Source organism: Amycolatopsis sp. NPDC048633 (assembly GCF_040650695.1).
In the GTDB taxonomy this organism is placed as follows: Bacteria; Actinomycetota; Actinomycetes; order Mycobacteriales; family Pseudonocardiaceae; genus Amycolatopsis.
Genome location: NZ_JBEZHS010000036.1, coordinates 42,667 through 63,362, shown reverse-complemented (window position 1 = coordinate 63,362; position 20,696 = coordinate 42,667). Strand labels below are relative to the sequence as shown.

18 protein-coding genes are annotated in these 20,696 nt (G+C 72.4%); 15 read left to right on the top strand and 3 right to left on the bottom strand.

Annotated features, from left to right (window positions below):
- Positions 1 to 126 precede the first annotated feature (126 nt).
- The 15 genes from AB0C38_RS40645 to AB0C38_RS40575 all read left to right on the top strand — a co-directional run bounded on the left by AB0C38_RS40645 (position 127) and on the right by AB0C38_RS40575 (position 18,772).
- Positions 127 to 1,941 (top strand): BTAD domain-containing putative transcriptional regulator, encoded by a 1,815-nt coding sequence (locus AB0C38_RS40645; RefSeq protein ID WP_360683657.1) that lies wholly within the window; start codon positions 127 to 129, stop codon positions 1,939 to 1,941.
- Between the two features lie 215 nt (positions 1,942 to 2,156).
- Positions 2,157 to 3,821, top strand: coding sequence for a class I adenylate-forming enzyme family protein (locus tag AB0C38_RS40640; RefSeq protein WP_360683654.1), 1,665 nt, complete (start codon positions 2,157 to 2,159; stop codon positions 3,819 to 3,821).
- A 26-nt stretch (positions 3,822 to 3,847) separates the two neighbouring features.
- Positions 3,848 to 4,885 carry a 3-deoxy-7-phosphoheptulonate synthase gene (aroF, locus tag AB0C38_RS40635; RefSeq protein ID WP_360683651.1) on the top strand — a complete coding sequence of 346 codons (1,038 nt, stop codon included), beginning with the start codon at positions 3,848 to 3,850 and terminating at the stop codon, positions 4,883 to 4,885.
- A gap of 53 nt (positions 4,886 to 4,938) precedes the next feature.
- Positions 4,939 to 6,870, top strand: coding sequence for an FAD/NAD(P)-binding protein (locus tag AB0C38_RS40630; protein WP_360683648.1), 1,932 nt, complete (start codon positions 4,939 to 4,941; stop codon positions 6,868 to 6,870).
- The gene (gene pcaB, locus AB0C38_RS40625; RefSeq protein WP_360683645.1) at positions 6,867 to 8,186 is read left to right on the top strand and encodes a 3-carboxy-cis,cis-muconate cycloisomerase; all 1,320 of its coding nucleotides are present in this window, start codon (positions 6,867 to 6,869) and stop codon (positions 8,184 to 8,186) included. Before AB0C38_RS40630 ends, pcaB begins: the two co-directional genes overlap by 4 nt.
- Positions 8,183 to 9,268: a branched-chain amino acid aminotransferase gene (locus tag AB0C38_RS40620; RefSeq protein WP_360683642.1), complete on the top strand. Its 1,086-nt coding sequence runs from the start codon at positions 8,183 to 8,185 to the stop codon at positions 9,266 to 9,268. Before pcaB ends, AB0C38_RS40620 begins: the two co-directional genes overlap by 4 nt.
- Positions 9,269 to 9,278: 10 nt before the next feature.
- Positions 9,279 to 9,875 (top strand): DsbA family protein, encoded by a 597-nt coding sequence (locus AB0C38_RS40615; RefSeq protein ID WP_360683639.1) that lies wholly within the window; start codon positions 9,279 to 9,281, stop codon positions 9,873 to 9,875.
- A gap of 10 nt (positions 9,876 to 9,885) precedes the next feature.
- Positions 9,886 to 11,154, top strand: a complete 1,269-nt coding sequence (locus AB0C38_RS40610; RefSeq protein WP_360683636.1) for an ATP-grasp domain-containing protein — start codon at positions 9,886 to 9,888, stop codon at positions 11,152 to 11,154.
- A 49-nt stretch (positions 11,155 to 11,203) separates the two neighbouring features.
- The gene (locus tag AB0C38_RS40605) at positions 11,204 to 12,421 is read left to right on the top strand and encodes an ATP-grasp domain-containing protein (protein ID WP_360683633.1); all 1,218 of its coding nucleotides are present in this window, start codon (positions 11,204 to 11,206) and stop codon (positions 12,419 to 12,421) included.
- Complete coding sequence (locus AB0C38_RS40600) at positions 12,418 to 13,665, top strand: MFS transporter (protein WP_360683630.1); 1,248 nt, start codon at positions 12,418 to 12,420, stop codon at positions 13,663 to 13,665. Before AB0C38_RS40605 ends, AB0C38_RS40600 begins: the two co-directional genes overlap by 4 nt.
- 17 nt (positions 13,666 to 13,682) lie before the next feature.
- Entirely contained in the window at positions 13,683 to 15,017 is a 1,335-nt protein-coding gene (locus tag AB0C38_RS40595) for a hypothetical protein (RefSeq protein ID WP_360683627.1), read from the top strand.
- A gap of 15 nt (positions 15,018 to 15,032) precedes the next feature.
- Positions 15,033 to 15,707 (top strand): cyclase family protein, encoded by a 675-nt coding sequence (locus AB0C38_RS40590; RefSeq protein ID WP_360683624.1) that lies wholly within the window; start codon positions 15,033 to 15,035, stop codon positions 15,705 to 15,707.
- The gene (locus AB0C38_RS40585) at positions 15,700 to 16,857 is read left to right on the top strand and encodes a DUF362 domain-containing protein (protein WP_360683621.1); all 1,158 of its coding nucleotides are present in this window, start codon (positions 15,700 to 15,702) and stop codon (positions 16,855 to 16,857) included. The genes AB0C38_RS40590 and AB0C38_RS40585 overlap by 8 nt, the downstream gene beginning before the upstream one ends.
- The gene (locus AB0C38_RS40580) at positions 16,854 to 18,194 is read left to right on the top strand and encodes an anthranilate synthase component I family protein (RefSeq protein WP_360683618.1); all 1,341 of its coding nucleotides are present in this window, start codon (positions 16,854 to 16,856) and stop codon (positions 18,192 to 18,194) included. Before AB0C38_RS40585 ends, AB0C38_RS40580 begins: the two co-directional genes overlap by 4 nt.
- Positions 18,191 to 18,772: an aminodeoxychorismate/anthranilate synthase component II gene (locus AB0C38_RS40575; RefSeq protein ID WP_360683615.1), complete on the top strand. Its 582-nt coding sequence runs from the start codon at positions 18,191 to 18,193 to the stop codon at positions 18,770 to 18,772. The genes AB0C38_RS40580 and AB0C38_RS40575 overlap by 4 nt, the downstream gene beginning before the upstream one ends.
- Here AB0C38_RS40575 and AB0C38_RS40570 read toward each other — a convergent pair.
- From AB0C38_RS40570 to AB0C38_RS40560, 3 genes are all read right to left on the bottom strand, one after another.
- Complete coding sequence (locus AB0C38_RS40570; protein WP_360683612.1) at positions 18,769 to 19,038, bottom strand: hypothetical protein; 270 nt, start codon at positions 19,036 to 19,038, stop codon at positions 18,769 to 18,771. The two genes, AB0C38_RS40575 and AB0C38_RS40570, sit on opposite strands and share 4 nt — an antisense overlap.
- Before the next feature lie 165 nt (positions 19,039 to 19,203).
- On the bottom strand, positions 19,204 to 19,788 hold the full coding sequence (locus AB0C38_RS40565) for a TetR/AcrR family transcriptional regulator (protein ID WP_360683609.1): 585 nt from the start codon (positions 19,786 to 19,788) through the stop codon (positions 19,204 to 19,206).
- On the bottom strand, positions 19,772 to 20,605 hold the full coding sequence (locus AB0C38_RS40560; RefSeq protein ID WP_360683606.1) for an SAM-dependent methyltransferase: 834 nt from the start codon (positions 20,603 to 20,605) through the stop codon (positions 19,772 to 19,774). Before AB0C38_RS40560 ends, AB0C38_RS40565 begins: the two co-directional genes overlap by 17 nt.
- Positions 20,606 to 20,696 lie beyond the last annotated feature (91 nt).

The window sequence follows — 20,696 nt, the reverse complement described above, 5'->3', positions numbered from 1 at the left end:
ATGCCGTGCTGAAAACACCGTGTCGGTTTTTCCGTCTTGCCGAGCGCATTTTTCGGCTATGTTTCCCGAGTTCGGCGCGTGGCCGCTGCGATCGGTAGTGGTTCGTGCACGGTGGGGGAGGATCGAATGTACTTCGAGTTGCTCGGCACCACGCGGGTCCTGCGCGACGGGGAGCGGGTGGACCTCGGCGGCCTCCGCCAGCAGCGGCTCCTGGTGATGCTGCTGCTCAGCGCGAACCGGGTGGTCGGCGCCGACCGGCTGCTGGAGGCCATGTGGGACGGTGAGCCGCCGGCGACCGCGCGAAGACAGCTGCACAACGCCGTCGCCGCACTGAGACGCAGCTTCGGGGCGGCCAAGCACCTCGTCGTCAAGGACGGTCCCGGCTACCGCATCACGGTGGACCCGCAGGACGTCGACGCGCACCGGTTCACCGCGATGGTCGCGGCGGCCTCCGCGGCGGCCGCCGCCGGGCGCGCCACCGCGGCCGCCGAGCAGCTGGAGGCGGCGCTCGCGCTCTGGACCGGGCCGGCGCTGTCGGGGCTCAACAGCCCGGTGTTCGAGATCGTCGCCGCGCGGTTCGAGGAGAACCGGCTGACCGCGACCGAACGGCTCATCGGGCTGCGCCTGGACGGCGGAGAGGCGTCGGCGCTCGTGCCGCAGCTGGGCGAGCTCGTCTCGCGGCACCCGCTGCGGGAGGAGACCCGCAAGCTGCTGATGCTGGCGCTGCACCGGTGTGGCCGCACGGCCGACGCGCTCAACGCGTACGAACAGGGCCGGCGGATGCTCCGCGACGAGCTCGGCGTCGACCCGGGAGCGAGCATCCGCGAGCTGTACGAGCGGATCCTGCGTGCCGACCTGCCGAAGCGGCGGCCCGAGCCCGCCCGGGGCTGTTCCTATCTGCCGTACGACACCGCGCACTTCACCGGCCGCGCCGAGGAGCTGCGGTTCCTTTCGGTGAGCCGGCCGGCGGGAACCGCGCTGAGCATCCTGGCCATCGACGGCATGCCCGGTGCCGGCAAGACGACGCTGGCCGTCCGGCTCGCCCACCAGCTGGCGCACCGGTTTCCCGAGGGGCACCTCTACCTCGACCTGCACGGGCACACGGCCGGGCGGGAGCCGCTCGCACCGGACGAGGCACTGGAACGGCTGCTGCTGGACTTCGGGCTCCCATCGGACCGGATCCCCCGCGACGGCAGTCAGCGCGCGGCACGCTGGCGCGCGGAGCTCGCCGAGCGGAGGGTCCTCGTGGTGCTGGACAACGCCCTCGACGCCCGGCAGGTCCGCCCTCTGCTGCCGGGCACGGGAAAGGCGCAGGTGATCATCACCAGCCGCCGCCGGCTGGCCGGCCTCGACGGGGTGACGTCCCGGTCGCTGGACGTGTTCCCGCCGCCGGACGCGGCCGCGCTGTTCACCCGGATCGCGGGACCGGACCGCACGGCGGGCCGGCCGGACGCGGTCGCGGAGGTGGTGGCGCTCTGCGGGCACCTGCCCCTGGCGGTGGCGATCGCGGCGTGCCGGTTCCACAACCGTCCGGCGTGGTCGCTCGACGACCTGGCGTTCCGGCTGCGCGACCGGAGTACGCGGCTCGCCGAGCTGAGCCTCGAGGATCGCAGTGTGGAGGCCCGGTTCGAAGTGTCCTACGAACGGCTGCCCGCCGCGCAGCGCCGGCTGTTCCGGGCCTTGGGGGCGTTCGCCGGTGACGAGCTCGGCGCGGCCGAGGCGGCCGTGCTGGTGGGGCAGCCGGTGCCGGAGGCGGAGCGGTTGCTGGAGGAGCTGTTCGACGCCCACGTGCTGCGCCAGCGGGCGGCGGGGCGGTACCACTTCCACGACCTGGTCCGGGAGCACGCGCGCGCGAAGGCGGAGGACCACGAGGCGGTGCTGACGACCTTCGGCCGCAAGACGCTGCCTTCGGTCGGCGAGCTGGAGTGCAGCATCGGCTGAACTGCTTGTGACACCAGCATCCGTCCGTGGCCAGCCGGCTCCGGACGGTTTTTTCTTGTCCGTCGGTGACCGGGTGAACCCGCTGTGCCACGCCGATATCCGTTGCGCGGCAACGCCGTCGTCGCCGATGCAGCACCGATGCGCCGGTGAGGCAGTGCCGATGGCGCGTGCGGGCAAGCTCGGGGACGGAGCCGACCGCAGCAGAAAGTGGTGCCATGGAGTTCACGCACAAGACCGTCCTGAGCCCCGAATCGCGCGCCCGGGTCCTCGCCGATCCGGGCATCGGCGGGGGGAACCTGCTGCCCGCCATGCTCGAGCTCAACCCCTTTCCGGATGAGCCGTTCCTCCACTCGCTCACGCCGATCCCGTACACCGACGGCGAAACGAAGACCTGGTTCAGCCTCCGGGACCTCGACCACCTCGTGCAGAGCTGGTCGGTCTGGTACCTCGAACGAGGCGTGCGGCCGCACGACCGGGTCGCGGTCTTCCCACCCGACTCCATCCAGTACTTCCTGCACCTGTCGGCGCTCGCGCAGATCGGCGCGATCTCCATGCTCATCAACAGCAACGCGAAGCGCGACAGCGCGGCCGCCCTGATCGAGCGCAGCGGGGCCATCGCCCTCTACACCGACCAGGAACGGCTCGACCGGGTCGCCCCGGACCTCGACCGGCTGAACCTGAAGTGGGTCCACACGAGCCAGGACGGGCCGCCGTCGGCCGTCCTGCCGGACGCCGACCGGTTCCGGCACCACCCGGACGACCCCGTCGGCCTCATGCACTCCTCCGGCACCACCGGCCTGCCGAAGCCCGTCATCCACACCCACAAGACCCTTTTGGACGGTCCCAAGTGGCGTGCGGTGAACTACCAGGAGGAGCCGGACGCGCTCATCCTGAACGCGCTTCCGCAGTCGCACCAGGGCTGTGTGTCGTTCAACGCCTACGCCGTGCTGGGTGGCCAGCCGATGGTCGTCTGGCGGGACGTCTCCGGCGCGGAGCTCGCCGAAGCCGTCGAGACGCACCAGCCGAGCATGGTGATGGCGTTCGGCCACGCCTACCCGGAGCTGGCGGCGATCGAGACCCCGCGGGGCGCCCTCGACTCGGTGAACATCTGGGTGTCCATGGCGGACGCCATCCACGAGCGGCACCTGAAGAACATCCTCGGCCGCCGCTCGCCGGAGCGGCCGCCGGCCGCGTTCCTCGACCGGCTCGGCACCACCGAGCTGGGCTGGGGCGTGCTCATGCAGCCGCGCACCCTGGCGACCCGGCGCAACGACCGCTGCGTCGGCAAGTCGGTCGGGTACGCGGAGGTCGCGATCGTGCGGGAGAACGGCACGCTCGCCGAACCCTACGAATACGGCTTCCTCGGCGCGAAACCGCCGTCGATGACCGTCGGGTACTGGGGGAACCAGGACACCTACTACCGCAGCAAGCTCGCCGGGTACTGGCTGACCGGGGACGTCGCCTACCGGGACGAAGAGGGCAACTTCTACCAGGTCGACCGCGCGGTCGACGTCGTGCACACGGCCGCCGGACCCGGCTACTCCGTGCTGATGGAGGAGCTCATCCTCAACGAGGTCGCCGGCGTCGAGGACTGCACCGTCGTCGCGGGCGGCTACGGCGGCGAGCAGGTCGCCGTGGCCGTCGTGACCGGCCGGGACGTGGACGCCGAAAAGGTGCTGTTCGCGGCCAACGAAGCCCTGCGGGCCAACGGGAAACCGGAGCTGTCCGTCGTCGAGGTCGCCACCGGCGACGACGACTTCCCGCTCGGCGTCACCGGAAAGTCGCTCAAGCGCTTCCTCCGGGACAAGTACAAGGACCTCGCCGTCCACGTCCGTGACCGCCGGGGCAAAAGCCTCGCCACCAGCGACGCGCTGGCGTGAACCCCCTTCGAGAAGAGACGATCGCCGTGACCGAACCAGACCTCCTGCTCGTGTTCGACGAGACCGTGACCCGCGCCCGGGTCGACGGCTGGCTGCGGTACCTGGAGTCCGTGGGCACGCCGACGCAGATGTACCGGCTCGGGGCCGGCCACGTCCTCCCGGTGTCCGGAGTGGACAACGCCGACCTGCTCGCCGCGTCGGCGGGCCTGCCGGTCCCGACCCGGCGCGTGCCGCGGGGCGGCGAGGCGTGGCTGGGCCGCCGGGAGCTCCGCCCGGCCGGCACCGAGGTGTCGCTCGGCCCGGCCACGATCGGCGACGGCTCGGTGGCGGTGATCGCCGGTCCGTGCGCGGTCGAGACGCCGGAGCAGATGCTCGAGACGGCGGAGCTCGTCGCCGAACACGGCGCCGTCGGCCTGCGGGGCGGGGTCTTCAAGCCGCGCACGTCGCCGCATTCGTTCCAGGGACTCGGGTTCACCGGCCTGGAGCTGCTCGTCGAGGCGAGGCGGAAGACCGGGCTGCCGTTCCTCACCGAGGTCGTCGACCCGGAGCACGTCAAGCGGCTGGCCGAGGTGGTGGACGGCTTCCAGATCGGCGCGCGGAACATGCAGAACTTCGCGCTGCTGAGCGCGGTGGGTCAGAGCGGCCTACCGGTGGTGCTCAAGCGCGGGTTCGGCTGCACCGTCGAGGAGACGCTCGCCGCCGGGGAGTACCTGCTGATGGAGGGCAACGACCAGGTGGTGCTGTGCGAACGCGGCATCCGCACGTTCGAGCCGTCGTCGCGGTTCACGCTCGACCTGACGGCGGTGGCGCTGTGGAAGCAGCGCACCCACCTGCCGGTCATCGTGGACCCGAGCCATTCCGGCGGACGCCCGGAGCTGGTGGAGCCGCTGTCGCTCGCCGCCGTCGCGGCCGGGGCCGACGCGCTGCTGATCGACGTCCACGTGCGGCCGGAAGAGGCCCTGTGCGACGCGAAGCAGGCGCTGCGCCCGGAGCAGTTCGCCGGGCTGATGATCCGGCTCGCCGGCGCCGCGGCCGGGCTGGGCCGGAGCCTGCAGAGACGCTGACCAAGACGTCGTGCGCGGCAGTCCGCGCACGACCAGTACGGGAGTGGGAGACAGTGTTCGGGGAGACGTCGGAGATCGCGGTGGTCGGGCTCGGCCCGCGCGGGCTGTCGGTCGCGGAACGCCTGAGCGCCAACGCGAGCGCGCTCGTGCCGCCCGGCCACCGGCTCGTGGTGCACCTCGTCGACCCGCGGCTGGCCGACGGCGGCCAGGTGTGGCGCAGCACGCAGGACCGCCTGCTGCTGATGAACACCGTCGCCGGCCAGGTGACCATGTTCGTCGACGAGACCGTCGACTGCGCGGGCCCGGTCGTGCGCGGGCCGAGCCTGTACGAGTGGGCGCGCTCGATCGCCCTGCTCGGCAGCCCGGCCGTGCCGGACGCCGTCCGGGCCGAAGCCGAGGCGCTGGGCCCGGACGACTACCCGTCGCGGGCGTTCTACGGGAGCTACCTGCGCTGGACGCGGCGGCGGATCACGCGGACCGCGCCGTCGTCGCTGCGGTTCGTGGCGCACCAAGCGAGGGCGGTCGACGTCCGGGACGGCCGCGCCGGCCGGCAGGACGTCGTGCTGGACGACGGGACGACCGTCGGCGGGCTGGCCGCCGTCGTGCTCGCGCTGGGGCACCAGCCGCACGAGCTCGACCCGGCCGAGGCGGACCTGAGCCGCTACGCCGAGCGCCACGGCCTGCGCTACTTCGCGCCGGGCAACCCGGCCGACGAGCCGACGGACGACGTGCCCTCGGGGGAGCCGGTGCTCCTGCGCGGGATGGGCCTGAACTTCTTCGACCACCTGGCGCTGCTCACGCTCGGGCGTGGCGGCCGGTTCACCCGGTCGCCGGGCGGCGCGCTGGCGTACGTGCCGTCCGGCCGGGAACCGCGGCTGGTCGCCGGGTCGCGGCGCGGGGTCCCGTACCAGGCCCGCGCCCGCAACGAGAAGGGTGCCTCCGGCCGTCACGAACCGCGGTTCCTCACGCCGGCGGTGATCGCGCGGCTGCGGGACCGCGCCGACTTCCGCCGTGACGTCTGGCCGCTGATCGACCAGGAGGTCCGCGCGGTCTTCTACGCGGCCCAGGTGCGGGAGCGGGGGTGCGCGTGTGACGTCGGGGAGTTCACCGAGGCGTTCGCCGCGGCCGGGCCCGCGGAGGTGCCGCTCGACGGCGACCCGCTGGCGGTGCGGGAGACCGAGGCCCAGCGGATCGTCCTGGCCAAGTTCGGCCTCGGCCCGAGCTGGGACTGGCGGACCATCTCGGCGCCCTACTCGGCTGCCGACCTCGCTTCGACAGCGACCTTCCGCGCGTGGCTGCGGTCCTCTGTGGACACCGAGCTGGCCGAGGCGCGCAAGGGCAACGTGACCGGTCCGCTCAAGGCGGCGACGGACGTCCTGCGCGACCTGCGCAACGAGATCCGGCTGGTCGTCGACCACGGCGGGATCTCCGGCGCCTCCTACCGCGACGACCTGCGGCGCTGGTACATGCCGCTCAACGCGTACCTGTCGATCGGGCCGCCCGCCGAACGCGTCGAGCAGTTCGGCGCGCTGCTGGACGCGGGCGTGCTCGAGGTGCTCGGCCCCGACGTGCGGATCGAAGGCACCGGCGGCCGGTTCGTCGCGCGCTCGGCCGCGTGCCCCGACGTCGTCGTCCGTGCGAAGACGCTGATCGAGGCCCGCCTGCCGGAAACGGACGTGCGGCGCACGACGGACCCGCTGCTGCGGACGTTGCTCGCCCGCGGGGAGTGCCGCCCGTACCGCATCGGGGAGTTCGAGACCGGCGGCCTGGCGGTCACCCGGCGGCCGTACCACGTACTGGACGCAGGGGATCGGCCACACGCGCGGCGGTTCGCGTTCGGCGTGCCGACCGAGGCGGTCCACTGGGTGACCGCGGCGGGCATCCGGCCGGGCGTCAACTCGGTGATCCTCGGCGACGCCGATGCGATCGCGCGCTCGTGTCTGCGGATCGCCGCTGAACGAGATGACCTGGAGAGGACCGCATGAGTGAGCTGCTCGCCCCCGCGTGGGCCGCGACGGGCGCCGGTGCGCTCGTTGACGACCGCGCGCTGCTGACCGCGATGCTCGACGTCGAGGTCGCGCTCGCCGAGGCCCAAGCCGAGCTGGGCGTGATCCCCGACGAAGCGGCGAAGGCCATCCGCGCCGCCGCGGTGGCGGAGAACCTGGATCCCGCGGCCATCGCCGAGGGCGTGCGGGAGACGGCGAACCCCGTGGTGGCGTTCGTCGCCGGGCTCACCGCGGCGGTCGACCCGGCCGCTGCCGAGTACGTGCACCGCGGCAGTACCAGCCAGGACATCCTCGACACGGCCCTGATGCTGCTGTGCGCGGCCACCTTCGACCGCGTCGAGCGCGATCTGCTGGCGACCGCCGTCAGCCTGGCCGGGCACGTCCGCGCGCATCGGGACACGCCGATGGCCGGGCGCACCCTGACCCAGCACGCCGTGCCCGTGACGTTCGGGCTCAAGGCGGCGACCTGGCTGCACCTCGTGCTCGACGCCGTCGAGCGGGTGCGGCGGGCGCGCGCCGGCCTGCCGGTGTCGCTCGGTGGCGCGGCAGGAACGCTCGCCGCCTACGAGGAGTACGGTCCGGGCTCGCTGGAGCTGCCCGACCGCGTGGCGGAAAAGCTCGGGCTCGCGCCGCAAACCCTGCCCTGGCACGGGATCCGGACGCCGATCGCGGACGTCGCGGCGGCGCTGCTGGTCACCACGGGCGCGCTCGGCAAGATCGCCGCGGACGTCCTCGTGCTGTCCCGCACCGAGATCGGCGAGGTCACCGAGGAGCGGGCGCCGGGCCGCGGGGCGTCTTCGGCCATGCCGCAGAAGCACAACCCGGTGTTCGCGACGCTGGTGGCGACCGCGGCCCGGCAGCTGCCACCGCTGGCCGTGGTGCTGTTCCAGTCGATGACCGCCGAGGACGAACGGTCCTCGGGTGGCTGGCACGCGGAGTGGCAGCCGTTGCGCGACGGCCTGCGCATCACGGCCGGCGCCGCCGCGAACGCCGCCCGCCTGGCCGAGACGCTGCGGGTGAGACCCGAGGCGATGGCCGCGAACCTGCGGCTCACCCGGGGCGCGATCGTCTCCGAACGCGTCAACGCCGTCCTGGCCCCGAAGCTCGGCAAAGCCGCGGCCAAGCGCCTGCTGGCCGAGGCGTCCGCCGAAGCCGAGCGCACCGGGGCCGACCTGGCCGACCTGCTCGACGTGGACGTTCCCCCGGGCCTGCTGGACCCGGCGGGCTACACCGGGCTCGCCGGCCCGCTGGCCGACCGGGCCCTGGCCCGCTTCGAACGCGAGGAGCTCTCATGACCAGCTTGGACTTCGCGCCCGAGCGCACCGAGCCGATGCCCGCCGAGCAGCGCGAAGAGCTGCTGCGCATGCCTGGGTTCGGCTCGCTCTACTCCGACCACATGGTGACCGCGCGGTGGACGGCCGAGCGCGGGTGGCACGACGCCCGGACCGGGCCGCTCGCCGCGTTCACCCTGCACCCCGCCACCATGGCGTTCCACTATGGACAGACGGTCTTCGAGGGACTGAAGGCGTTCTGGCGCGCGGACGGGCAGCGCGTGCTCTTCCGGCCCCGCGACCACGCCGCCCGGTTCGCGCGGTCGGCCCGCCGGATGGCCATGCCCGAGCTGGCCGAGGCGGACTTCGTCGCGGCCGCGGAGGCGTTGCTGCGCGTCGACGGCGCCTGGGTGCCGAGCGCGCGCGGCCACAGCTTCTACCTGCGGCCGTTCATGATCGCCGCCGAGACGCACCTGTCCAACCGGCCCGCCGAGGAGTACCTGTTCGCCGTGATCGGCAGCCCCGCCCGGCCCGCCGCGGCGGAGCCGGAGCCGATCCGGCTGTGGGCGTCCCCCGAATACGTCCGCGCGGCTGACGGCGGCACCGGCACGATCAAGTGCGGCGGCAACTACGGCGGGTCCTACGTCGCGCAGCGCGAGGCCGCGGCCCACGGCTGCCACCAGGTCGTCTGGCTGGACGCGCGCGAGCGCCGGTACGTCGAAGAAGTCGGTGGCTCCAACCTGTTCTTCGTCGAAGGCGACCGGCTCGTCACGCCGCCGCTGAGCGGGACGCTGCTGGCCGGCATCACCCGCGACTCGATCCTGCGGCTGGCCGGGCGGCTCGGCCTGACCGTCTCCGAAGAGCAGGTCACCCTCGACGACTGGGAACGCGGCTGCCGCGAAGGGCGCGTCACCGAGACGTTCGCGTGCGGCACCGCGCGTGCCGTCGCGCCGGTCGGGCACGCCGTCACTCCCGAGCGTGAGTGGACGATCGGCGACGGCACCACCGGCCCGGTCACCCGCCGCCTGCTGAACGCCCTGCTGGACATCCAGTACGGCCAGGCGCCCGACGAGTTCGGCTGGCTGCACGCCGTCACCGCGGACTGAGAGGACCCGCATGACCATCGACTTCTACTTCGACCCGGCTTGCCCGTTCGCCTGGATCACCTCGCGGTGGATCCTCGAAGTCGAACAGCACCGCGACATCGCCCTGCGGTTCCGGGTGATGAGCCTCGGCGTGCTCAACGAGGAGCGCGAGCTCGAGCCGTGGTACCGCGAGTTCTGCGACCGTTCGTGGGGCCCGGTCCGCGTCTGCGTCGCCGCCGCGCAGCACCACGGCGAGGACGTGCTGCGCGACCTCTACACCGCGCTCGGCACCCGGATCCACAACGGACGGAACAAGGACTTCCCCGAGGTGGTCGCCCAGGCGCTGGCCGACGTCGGTCTGCCCGCCGAACTCGCCGAAGCGATGGAGAGCACCGACTACGACGAGGCCTTGCGCAACAGCCACGCCGAGGCGCTGGCGCCGGTCGGCGCGGACCTCGGCACGCCGGCGATCCACGTCGACGGCACCGGGTTCTTCGGCCCGGTGCTCAACGCCATTCCGCGCGGCGAGGAAGCGGTGAGCCTCTTCGACGGCGTGGTGGCGCTCGCGCGCAACCCGCACTTCTTCGAGCTGAAGCGCGCCCGCACGCCGGGCCTGGACTACGAGTGAGGAAACGGCCATGAGACGCATCGGGTTCGTCGAGTCGAACCGGTCCGGATCCGGGTTCGACGCCCTGCGGGCGGCGCGCGGGCTGGGCCTGCACGTCACCTTCTTCAGCTGCAGCCTGGACCGGTACCACGCGACGCCGGGCGGCACCGAAGTGCTCGAACGGTGCGTCGACGAGGTCGTGTCCTGCCCGACGCACGAGCTGGAACCGCTGCTGGAAGCGGTGAAGGCGGTCGACGCCGCGAAGCCGCTCGACGCGCTGCTCTCGGTGGCCGAGTACGAGGTCATCCAGGCCGCCGAGGCGGCCCGCCAGCTCGGCCTGCCCGGCCCCGACCCGGCCGCCATCCGGATCGCGCGGGACAAGGCCGCGCAACGGCGGCGGTGGGGCGAGCGCGGCGTGCCGGTGCCGGAGTTCCGCGTCGTGACCACGGCCGGGCAGGCCGCGCGGGCCGCCGAAGAGATCGGGCTGCCGTGCGTGGTGAAGGCGGTGGACGAGACCAGCGGCGCCCACGTCGTCCGCTGCACGACCCCGGCCGAGGTGACCGCGACGTTCACCGCGATCCGGTCGGCCGCGACCAACCGCCGTGGTCAGCCCCGCTCGCCCGAGGTGCTCGTCGAGGAGTGCCTCGTCGGGTTCGAGGTCAGCGTCGAGGTGCTGGCCGAGGCGGGGACCGTCCGCGTGCTCGGGGTGACCGACAAGATCCTCGGCGGCCGCAACCGGTTCATCGAGCTCGGGCACAGCTTCCCGACAGTGCTGCCGGACCCGGTCCGGCGCGAGCTGGAGTCGGCCGCCGTGGCCGCGACGACGGCGGTCGGCTTCGACCTCGGCATCGCGCACGTGGAGATCAAGTACACCGGCACGGGCCCGAAGCTGATCGAGATCAACCCGCGCCCGGCGGGCGACCGGATCACCGAGCTGATGGACGCCAGCTTCGGGGTGTCCACGATGGAGCTGCTGATCCGCCAGTACCTCGGCGAGCCCGTCGGCGACGTCGTCACCGAACCGGCGGGCGGTGCGGCGATCCGGTACCTCACCGCCGATCCCGGCGTCGTGACCGGGGTGACCGGGCTGGACATCGCCGCCGCGGTGCGCGGGGTCCGTGAGGCCGTGGTTTCGGTGGAGCCCGGCGGGCGGGTGGATCCGTTGCGGGTGAACGAAGACCGGGTGGGCCACGTCCTGGCGACGGCCGGGGACGCCTACCTCGCGGGCCGGATCGCCGAGGCCGCCGCCCAGCAGATCGTGGTGGAAACCCGCGCCGATGCGCCGCCGATGGTCCGCTGATGGCCGCGTCGGCGAGGCTGGACGCACCGGCGCCCGGACAGGAGAAGACATGCCGAACCTCGTGATGGTGATGCCCTACAAGGCATACCTCGGCAAGGCGCGGGCGGAGGGTTTCCGGATCACCGCGATCTGGGACCCGGCCGAGGCCGGCCGGTTGTTCGGCGCGGGCGCCCCCGCGTACCTGAAGGAGGTCGAGGCGCTCGCCGACGGCCTCCGGCTGGTGGACTTCACCGACCGCCTCGCGTACGCCGCCGCGATCCGGGAAGCGGTAGCGGAAACCGGCCCCGAGCACGTCTGGCACGTCGGCAGCGAGGAGAGCATGCAGCTCGCCCACGACGTCGCCGACGAACTCGGCGTGGCCGTCAACTCGCCGCGTTCGGTCTTCCTGCTCAACGACAAGCTCGCCATGCGCACCTTGTTGCGCGACAAGGGCATCTCGACGGTGCGGTTCGCCACCGCGGACCGCTGGCAGGACGTCGGGCCGCTGCTGGACGGCTTCACACTGCCAGTCGTGGTGAAGCCCGCCGCGCTGTCGGCCAGCCGCGGGACGCGGCTGCTCACCGACCCGGCCGAGCTGCCCGCCTGGGGTGACGAGCTGGCCGCCCTGGCCTACTCCGGGCCGCTGCTGGTCGAGGAGTACCTGCGCGGCCCGGAGTTCAGCGTCGAGACGATGACCGTGCGCGGGGAGCACCACGTGCTCGGCGTGACGCGCAAGCTGCTCGGCCCGCTGCCGCACTTCGTCGAGCGAGGGCATCTTTTCGGTGAGCCCGAAACGACCGAGACGCGGCAAGCGGCGGCCCTCGCGGTCGAACTGCTCGACGCCGTCGGCTACCAGTGCGGGCCGGCGCACACGGAGGTCATCCTCACCGCCGACGGGCCGCGGATCGTGGAGTCCCAGGCCCGGCTGGGCGGGGACAAGATCCCGGACATCATCGGGCACGCTCGCGGCTTCGACGTCAAGCGGGCGATGTTCGCCGCCCTCGCCGGGCGGACGTCCCTCCCCGAACACGGCGGACTCGTCGGGCACATCGCCTACTTCGCCTTTCCCACCGGGATTCTTCGCAAGGTGTCCGGCCTCGAGGAGGCCCGCGCACTGGACTTCGTGGACACCCTGAGCTTCCCGTTCGCGCCCGGCGACGTCCTGCCGGAGACAGTCAGCTCCAAGACCCGCCACGGGTTCGTCATCCTCACCGGCTCCGCGGACGCGGCGGAAGCCCAAGCCCGCGCGGACCACGTCCGCGCCCTGATCGAGGTGGAAGTCCGATGAGGGCCTTCTTCGCCCTGCACCGCAACGTCCGGGTCCGGATCGGCCTCGCGTTCGTGCACAAGCTGATCGACGCGATGATCCTCACCTTCATCGCGATCTACCTCGCGGCCCACGTGGGCGTCGCCGTCGCCGGCGCGCTGATCCTGGTGTTCGCCGCGTTCGCGGTGGTCGGCATGCTCGCCGGCGGGCACCTGTCCGAACGCTGGGGACGCCGTCCGGTGCTCATCATCGGAGACGTCGTCGGCACCGGGTTCCTCGCGCTGATGGCGATCGCCTACTACTCCGGCTGGGGCGCGCTCGCGGTCTACTTCAGCTACGCCATCGTGAAGTTCGGGACGAACCTCGCGCTGCCCGCCAACGACGCGACGATCATCGACGTGACCCCGCCGGCCGACCGCAAGTTCGTCTACACGGTCAACTACTGGGTGATCAACCTCGCGCTCGGCACCGGCGCGCTGCTCGGCGCCTTCCTCTACAGCGCCCACTTCGGCGCGGTGATCCTCGGCGGCGCGATCGGCATGGCGTTCGCGCTCACCGTCACCGTCACGCTCGTGGCGGAGACCAAGCCGGAGACGCCCCGCCCGGCCACCAAGCTCACCGGGTTCGCCCAGTTCGTCCAGGGGTACCGGGTGGTGCTGGCCGACGCGACGTTCCGCCGGCTGATCATCGCCGCCACGCTGATCCTGACGCTCGAAGGGCAGCTGAGCACCGCGATCGGGATCCGGCTGTCGACGGACTTCCCCGTGCAGCCCGTGTTCCCGTTCGGCGAAGTCACCGGCGTGGAGATGCTCGGCGTGCTCAAGGCGGTCAACACGGTTCTGGTCGTGGCGTTCGCGCTCGTCGTCAACACGCTCCTGAAGCGGATGCCGGACCGCGCCCGGCTCTACGCGGGCATCACCCTGTACGCGGGCGGGTTCGCCGTTCTCGCCGTCACCGACGACGCCTGGCTGCTGCTCGTCGCCGTCGTCGTGCTGACCGTCGGCGAGCTGATGAACCTGCCGGTGCAGCAGGCGCTGCTGGCCGAACTGGCCCCGGACGACGGGCGGCCGCGGTACCTGGCCGCGTACTACCTGCACATCAGGTTCGGCCAGATCGTCAACTCGATCCTGATCAGCCTGAGCGCGGTCGTCAGCACGCAGGGGATGGCCGGGATCTACCTGGTCTTCGGCGTCGTCATCATCCTGCAGTACCGCGTGATCCTGGCCCGCCGCGCGACGCCCGCCACCACGCCCGTCTCCGTCTGACTCCCTGGGAGGAATCCATGTCCACACGGGCTGACCGGGTCACCGAGGCCTACCTCGCCGGCTGCGAGGCGCCCGACGGGCCGCTGCGCGACGCGCGGGCGAGCCTCGAGCTGTCGGAGACCAAACGCCTCTCCTGGCCCCGGCTGCTGCCGCGGCCGATCATGGTCGACGAGGCGGAATACCGGGCGTTCGGCCGGGACCTCGTCACGATCTACGAGCTCGTCGGCAGCCTGCCGCGGCGGCTATTCGACGGCGACTTCGACCGGTTCCGCCGGGCGCTGGGCATCGACGACCGGCACGCCGCGCTGATGACCCGGCTGCTCGGCGAGGGACCGCCGCCGCTGTACGGCCGCGCCGACGTCTACTACGACGGCTCGGCGTTCAAGCTGCTGGAGTACAACATCGGCAGCGCGCTCGGCGGCCTGGACATGGTGGGCACGCTGCCGAAGGCGTACCTGCGGGTGCCGGCGGTCGCCGAGTTCGCCGCCGAGCACGGGCTCGGGTACCTCGACATGGGCTCCGACCTCGCGGAGGCGCTGCGCAACGCGGGCAAGACGATCGGCGCCGGCGAGCCCGTGGTCGCGATCGTCGAAGGCCCCGGCGGGATGACGACCTACGGCCACCAGCGGCGCGCGATCGCGGAGCTGCTGGCGGAGAACGACATCGTCTGCCGGGTCGGGGAGATCGGCGACCTGGAGTACCGCTCCGGGAAGCCGTACCTGGAGGGCACCGCGGTCGACGTCATCCTGCGGTACTACGGCCTCGAGGAAATGCTGGAGCACCCGGACTGCGACGCGCTGCTGGAGCCGGTCTTCCGCGCCCACGAAACCGGTCAGGCCGTCGTGTGGACGCCGACGAACGTGTTCAGCAACAAGGGAACCCTGGCGATGCTGTCGGAGTTCGCGTCGCTCTTTTCAGCCGAAGAGCAGGCCGTGATCGAGCGCGTGCTGCCGTGGTGCCGGATGCTCGGGCTACCCGGCGCCGGCCCGGACGCCGGGCGCATCGAAGAGTGCGTGCGGCGCCAGGACCAGCTGGTGTTCAAGCCGACCGGGCTCTACGGCGGCCAGGGCGTCGTCATCGGCCAGGAGGTCGACGCGCGGACCTGGCGGGAGACCCTCGACGCGGGCTCGCGGACCGGTTCCCTCGTCCAGGAGATCGTGCGGCCGAACCTCGAGACGGTGATCGACCCCGAGACCGGCGCCCGCTCCGAGTGGTACGCGCTGTGGGCGGCGTTCATGACCCCGGCCGGTTTGTCGGGCGGCGGCGTGCGCGCGATCGCGCCCGGCGGCACCACCGTCATCACCATGATCAACAACCCCGACGTCCGCAACACCTGCCTCTTCACCTGCTGAACAAGGAGAACCCCGGTGCCCCGACTCGTCGACCTCACGCACGGCTTCTACGACGGAATGCCGTCCTACCCCGCCGACTGGTTCCCGAAGTTCGTCAGCGAACGCTCGATGACCCCGGAGACCGACCCGTACGGCACCAAACGCACCTTCTCGTACCTGCACGTGTTCCCGCACAACGGGACGCACATGGAGTACAAGCTGCACTTCTACCCCGGCACCGAAGGCATCGACGAGGTTCCCCTGGAGACGCTGATCGGCCGCGCCTGCGTCGCCGACCTGTCCCACAAGGGCGAGCTGGACGAGGTGACCGGCGACGACCTGGAGAAGGCGCTGCGGCCCGTCTGGCAGCGCGGCGACCGGCTGCTCATCCGCACCGACTACCTGCGGCACAACTGGGGCCGGCCCGACTACTGGGACCGCCCGCCCTACCTGACGCCGTCGGCCGCGCAGTGGGCGATCGACAACGGCGCGTGCCTCATCGGCTTCGACTGCCTCACCGAACGGCCGGGCGACGGCGAGTCCCCGGTGCACCACGCGCTGCTCGCCGCCGGGATCCCGCTGCTGGAGTACGTCACCAACATGCACGAGCTGACCCAGCAGGTCGTCCAGCTGATCGCGCTGCCGACCAAGGTCGCCGGCGCCGAAGCCGCCCCGGCTCGGGTCATCGCGATGGAGGACACCGATGACTGAGCAGGTCGCCCTCACGGCCGTCGACGGCGACGCCGGCGTGCCGGACGGCCTGGACCGGCTGCTCGACCTGCTCGGCGACCCGCTGTCCGGGCTGCCGGCCGGTGCCGAGGTGCTGATCAAGCCGAACCTGTTCCAGACGGCGCCCGGGTTCCACGTGCGGCCGGCGCTCCTGGCCGCGATCGCCCGCGTCGTCGCCGAGCACGGGGCCCGCCCGGTGATCGCCGAGCGCACGCACGCGATCTACGAGATCCTGCGCGACCACGAGGCCGCGAAGTACGCCCGCGTCGTCAGCTTCGACGACCTGCCGTTGCGCATCACCGGCATCCCCGGCGCGACTTCGCTGCGGGTGCCGATCGCCGTCCCGGAGCTGATCCTGGACTGCGACTACTTCATCGGCGTCCCGCAGCTGCGCACGCACGCGAGCGTCGTCTACTCGAACGCGATGAAGAACCTGGTCGGGCTGCTGCCCGGGTACACGACTCGGATCGTGCACATGGCCGGCGTCGACGAGTCCACTGTGGACCTCAACCTGATGCGGCCGCAGGACCTGGTGGTGTGCGACGGGACCACGGTGATCGAGGGCAACTACCCGATGGACGGGCAGGCCCGCGAGGTCGGGTTCCTGGCCGCGAGCCGCAACGCCGTCGCGCTCGACGTCGCCGTCGGGACGCTGGCCGGCTTCGCCCCGGAGAGCGTCGCTTATCTGCGGGACGCGCACCAGCGGGGGATGGGACCGCTCGCGCTGGACGACGTCGAGCTGCTCGGCACCCCGCTCGAAGAGCTGGCGTTCGACATGGTGAAGGCGCCGGTCGAGATCGTCGTGCCGCGCGAGGGGATCCACGTCTACGCCGACAACGCCTGCCCGGCGTGCAGCCGGTTCGTCGCCGGGGCGATGAAGGCGCTGGCCGGGGAACTGTGCGAGTGGGACGGGGAGATGACGGTCATCTCGGGGCCGCAGGTTTCGCATCCGCCGTTGCGCGGGGAGGTCGTGCTCGTCGGCAACTGCCTGTACGAGAGCCGGGACCTGGGCATCTTCGTCGAAGGCTGCCCGCCGCGGGCGATCCAGCTCGCCGCGTTCCGCTACGCCATGGGCAAGCCCGTCGGCGACCACGAGCGGACGCAGTTCCGGGTGCCGGCGGGCGCGCGATGATCACGTCCGCCCTGTCGCCGGGCGGCCGGCTGCACCGCCACGTCGTCCCGCTGGCCACGGCGGTCGACCCGGTGGCGGCCGCCGCGGCCCTGCGCCCCGCCGGGCGCGTCATGCTCACCGCCGGGCCGGGCGGCCGGGACGCGGTGCTGGCCGCGGGCGAGCTCGCCGTCCTCTCGCACCCCGGCGGCGACGGGCCCGCGCCGCTCACGGCGGCGGTGGACCTGCTGGCCGGGCTGGACCTCCCGCCGGGCACCACCGACGCCGAGGCGGCCTGGTACGGGTTCCTCGCCTACGACGCCGCGCGCGACTTCGAGCGGCTGCCCAGCCGGCACCCGGCGGGCGGGCGTCCGGTGTACGAGTTCTTCCTGCCCGAGGTGCTGGTCGCCGGCGGGCAGGTGATCGGCCGCGGCACCACCGCCGCGGCCGCCCGCAAGGCGGCCACCCAGGTCGCCCGGATCCTCGACCGGCTCGCCGTCACCTCGCTCGGGACCATCGCGGTGGGCGCCGGGACGTTCGGCTTCGGCTACGACGAGTACGTCGACGCGCTGCGGCGCGCGCAACGCCACATCCTCGACGGCGACGTCTTCCAGCTCGTGCTGTCCACCGCTTGGACGGCACCGGCCACTGTGGACGGTTTGCACGTCTACCGGCGGCTCACCGAGATCAACCCGTCGCCGTACCACTTCTGGTACGGAGGGCCGGAGTTCGAGGCCGTCGGCGCGTCCCCGGAACCGTGCCTGACGCTCATCCGCGGCCGGGCGCTGATCCGCCCGCTCGCCGGCACCCGGCCGCGGGGCCGCGACGGCCGCGCCGACCGGCTCGCCGAGGACGACCTGCGCTCGTCGGTGAAGGAGCTGGCTGAGCACCGGATGCTGGTCGACCTCGCCCGCAACGACCTCGGCCGGGTGTGCCGGCCCGGCACCGTCTCGGTCGAGCGGCTGATGGCCGTCGAGCGGTATTCGCACGTCATGCACCTGACCTCCGACGTGTGGGGCGAGCCGTCGGGGGAGCGCGGGACCGCCGAGCTGATCCGGGCGACGTTCCCGGCGGGGACGATGACCGGGACGCCGAAGGTGCGCGCGATGGAGATCATCGACACCTTGGAACCCTCGCGGCGCTGGCTGTACTCGGGCGCGGTCGGCTCGTTCGGGGTGTCCCATGTGGACTTGTACCTGACGATCCGCAGCATGGTCTGGTGCGACGGCGAAATCCGCCTGCAGGCCGGCGGCGGCATCGTGCACGACTCGGACCCGGCCGAGGAGTACGCGGAATGCCTGGCGAAGCTCGGGTCCGGGGCCCGCGCCCTCGGCGTGACGGTGGAAGGGGCGGCCGCGTGATCTGCGTGCTCGACAACTACGACTCGTTCGTCTACAACCTGGTGCAGTACCTGGGAAACCTCGGCGGCACGTGCGAGGTCTACCGCAACGACGAGATCACCGTGGCCGAAGTCGCCGCGCTCGACCCGGAGCTGGTGCTGATCTCGCCCGGCCCCGGCGACCCGGCGGACGCGGGCATCTCGGTGGACCTGGTCCGCGGCTTGGCCGGGCGCGTGCCGATCCTCGGGGTCTGCCTGGGGCACCAGGCGATCGGGGCGGCGTTCGGCGCCCGGGTCGTGCACGCGGCCGAGCCGATGCACGGCAAGTGTTCGCCGCTCGCCCACGACGGCCGCGGCGTCTTCGCCGGGCTGCGCAACCCGCTGACGGTGGCGCGCTACCACTCCCTGGTGCTCGACCCGGCTTCGCTCCCGGCCGAACTGATCGTGACGGCCTGGTCGTCGACCGGGGAGGTCATGGGCGTCCGGCACCGCGACCTGCCGATCGAAGGGGTGCAGTTCCACCCGGAGTCGCTGTTCACCGAGGAGGGCGTCGCCATGGTCGCGAACGCGATGCGCCCGCGGACCCTCGTTCGCAGCTAGGCGAGTTCGGCCGAGACGACCGAAGGCAGCTCACGCAGCCGGTCGAGCAGGGGCTCGGTCTCCTCCGCGGCGAGCAGGACGGCGCAGACCATGCCGCTCTCCCGGACGCCGTCCTTGATGTCGACGGACAGCTCGTGGACGAGGTGGCCGTCCAGTGCGTGGACGAGCGACGGGATCTCTTCGGCGCCGCCGACGAAGTAAGTGGCGATACGGCGGCGCAGCAGCATGGCCGAGCGGGCCGCGGGAATGGCGAAGGAAGTGGACACGGCGGGATCTCCTGGCTGAAGAAGGAATGAGATCGGGGCCAGGTCCCGAGAAAACGCGATCGACGACGCTGCGCGCCGGCGACCTGGGTTCAGCCGGCGCGCCGGGTTACGAGTCGCGAGGACGTCATGAGGCGCTGCACGGCGACAGGCTAACACGACCGTCGCTCACCCGGGCAAGACGTGATCGAGGAGGCTGGTCACGGTGTCGCGGTAGCGCTGGGGGTCGAGGTCGGGCTCCCACGAGCGCTGGAGCAGGAAACCCTGGATGAGCGCGAGCAGAACGCGGGCGAACATGTCCGGCTCGACGCCGTCCGGCAGCCCGACGCCGGCCAGCGCGCGGGCGACGTCGTCGAGCGGGGCGAGCCCTTCGGTGACGATCCGGCGGAGCCGCTCGTCGTGCTGGGCGCGGGCCCAGACGTGGACGGTGACGCGCCGGCGCCGGGCCTCCTCGGGGTCGGCGACCCAGTCGAAGTAGGCGTTCAGGAACTGCTTCAGCGCGTCCGGGCCGCCGGCCGCGATCGCCGTGGCGACGAGGTCCCGCTCGTGGTCGTGCCGGTCGGCGGCGACCGCCTCGATGATCGCCTCCTTGCCGTCGAAGTAGCGGTAGATGGCGCCGGCGCTCATCCCCGACTCGGCGACGATGTCCTGCATGGACGCGCCGTCCGGGCCGGCCTTCTCGAAGCAGGTCATCGCGGCGTCGAGGATCCGCTGCCGCTGGGCGGCGCGGCGTTCTTCACTGATGCGGGGCATCCGCGCTCCTCCGGGCGATCGCGATCCGGTAGAGCCGCGAGCCGCCGCCGGCGTCGTGGGCCGAGACGTCCTTCTCGAGGTCGAAACCGCGTTCGGCCAGGAACTTCCCGGTTTCGGCGGGCAGCAACCCGAAGGTCCACGGCTCCCCGGACCGCGCGACGGCCCGCACCCACCGGCGTGCCTCGGGGAAGGGGCTGGGCTCGTGCAGGGCCCGGACGTCGACGTAGGTGAAGACGAGGTCGCCGCCGAGCCCGCGCACGGCGGCGAGGGTCGCGTCGACGGCGTCGGCGGTGAGGTAGTTGGTGACGCCCTCCCAGACGAAGACGCTCGGTTTCCCCAGGTCGAAGCCGTTTTCGAGGAGGCCGGCGGTGAGGTCGTCGTGTTCGAAGTCGACGGGCACGTAGTGCGGGCCCGCGCCCAGGACGGCCCGCTTCCTGGCCTGGGTGGCGGGGTGGTCGACCTCGAAGACGGCCCGGCCGGCGAGCGCGGCCAGCCGGTGGGCGCGCGTGTCGTAGCCGGCGCCGAGGAGGACGCACTGGGTGTCACCGGTCATGGCTTCGGCGAGGGCGTCGTCGATGACCTTGGTCCGAGCGATGCCCGAGGCGCGCGGCCCCGGCCCGGCGGCGGCGTCGTAGAGACCGGTGGCCAGGCGCCTCAGGCCGGGGAACCTCGCCGCTTCGGCGAGGACGCGCAGCGAGGGGCGGAGGAAGGCGGTCGCGTAGGGGTCGTCGAACAGCCGGCGCCCGGGTGGGCGGTGGGATTCGAACGCCCGTTGCAGGGCCATCGTCTCGGCGGTGAAGCTGGCTCTGGACTCCATAGCGAATGATTGTTCGCTTTGGCGGGCGGGGTGCGCAAGCCCAGGTCCGAAACGCCGTGAATGACTCATTCCTGGCGTCCGGCGCCAGGAC

Excerpts from the sequence above, each read along its gene's own strand:
- AB0C38_RS40640 (WP_360683654.1), top strand. The coding sequence starts at position 2,157 with ATGGAGTTCACGCACAAGACCGTCCTGAGCCCCGAATCGCGCGCCCGG.
- AB0C38_RS40615 (WP_360683639.1), top strand. The coding sequence starts at position 9,279 with ATGACCATCGACTTCTACTTCGACCCGGCTTGCCCGTTCGCCTGGATC.
- AB0C38_RS40585 (WP_360683621.1), top strand. The coding sequence starts at position 15,700 with ATGACTGAGCAGGTCGCCCTCACGGCCGTCGACGGCGACGCCGGCGTG.
- AB0C38_RS40610 (WP_360683636.1), top strand. The coding sequence starts at position 9,886 with ATGAGACGCATCGGGTTCGTCGAGTCGAACCGGTCCGGATCCGGGTTC.
- AB0C38_RS40645 (WP_360683657.1), top strand. The coding sequence starts at position 127 with ATGTACTTCGAGTTGCTCGGCACCACGCGGGTCCTGCGCGACGGGGAG.
- AB0C38_RS40580 (WP_360683618.1), top strand. The coding sequence starts at position 16,854 with ATGATCACGTCCGCCCTGTCGCCGGGCGGCCGGCTGCACCGCCACGTC.
- AB0C38_RS40605 (WP_360683633.1), top strand. The coding sequence starts at position 11,204 with ATGCCGAACCTCGTGATGGTGATGCCCTACAAGGCATACCTCGGCAAG.
- AB0C38_RS40560 (WP_360683606.1), bottom strand. The coding sequence starts at position 20,605 with ATGGAGTCCAGAGCCAGCTTCACCGCCGAGACGATGGCCCTGCAACGG.
- AB0C38_RS40620 (WP_360683642.1), top strand. The coding sequence starts at position 8,183 with ATGACCAGCTTGGACTTCGCGCCCGAGCGCACCGAGCCGATGCCCGCC.
- AB0C38_RS40600 (WP_360683630.1), top strand. The coding sequence starts at position 12,418 with ATGAGGGCCTTCTTCGCCCTGCACCGCAACGTCCGGGTCCGGATCGGC.
- AB0C38_RS40595 (WP_360683627.1), top strand. The coding sequence starts at position 13,683 with ATGTCCACACGGGCTGACCGGGTCACCGAGGCCTACCTCGCCGGCTGC.
- AB0C38_RS40565 (WP_360683609.1), bottom strand. The coding sequence starts at position 19,788 with ATGCCCCGCATCAGTGAAGAACGCCGCGCCGCCCAGCGGCAGCGGATC.
- pcaB (WP_360683645.1), top strand. The coding sequence starts at position 6,867 with ATGAGTGAGCTGCTCGCCCCCGCGTGGGCCGCGACGGGCGCCGGTGCG.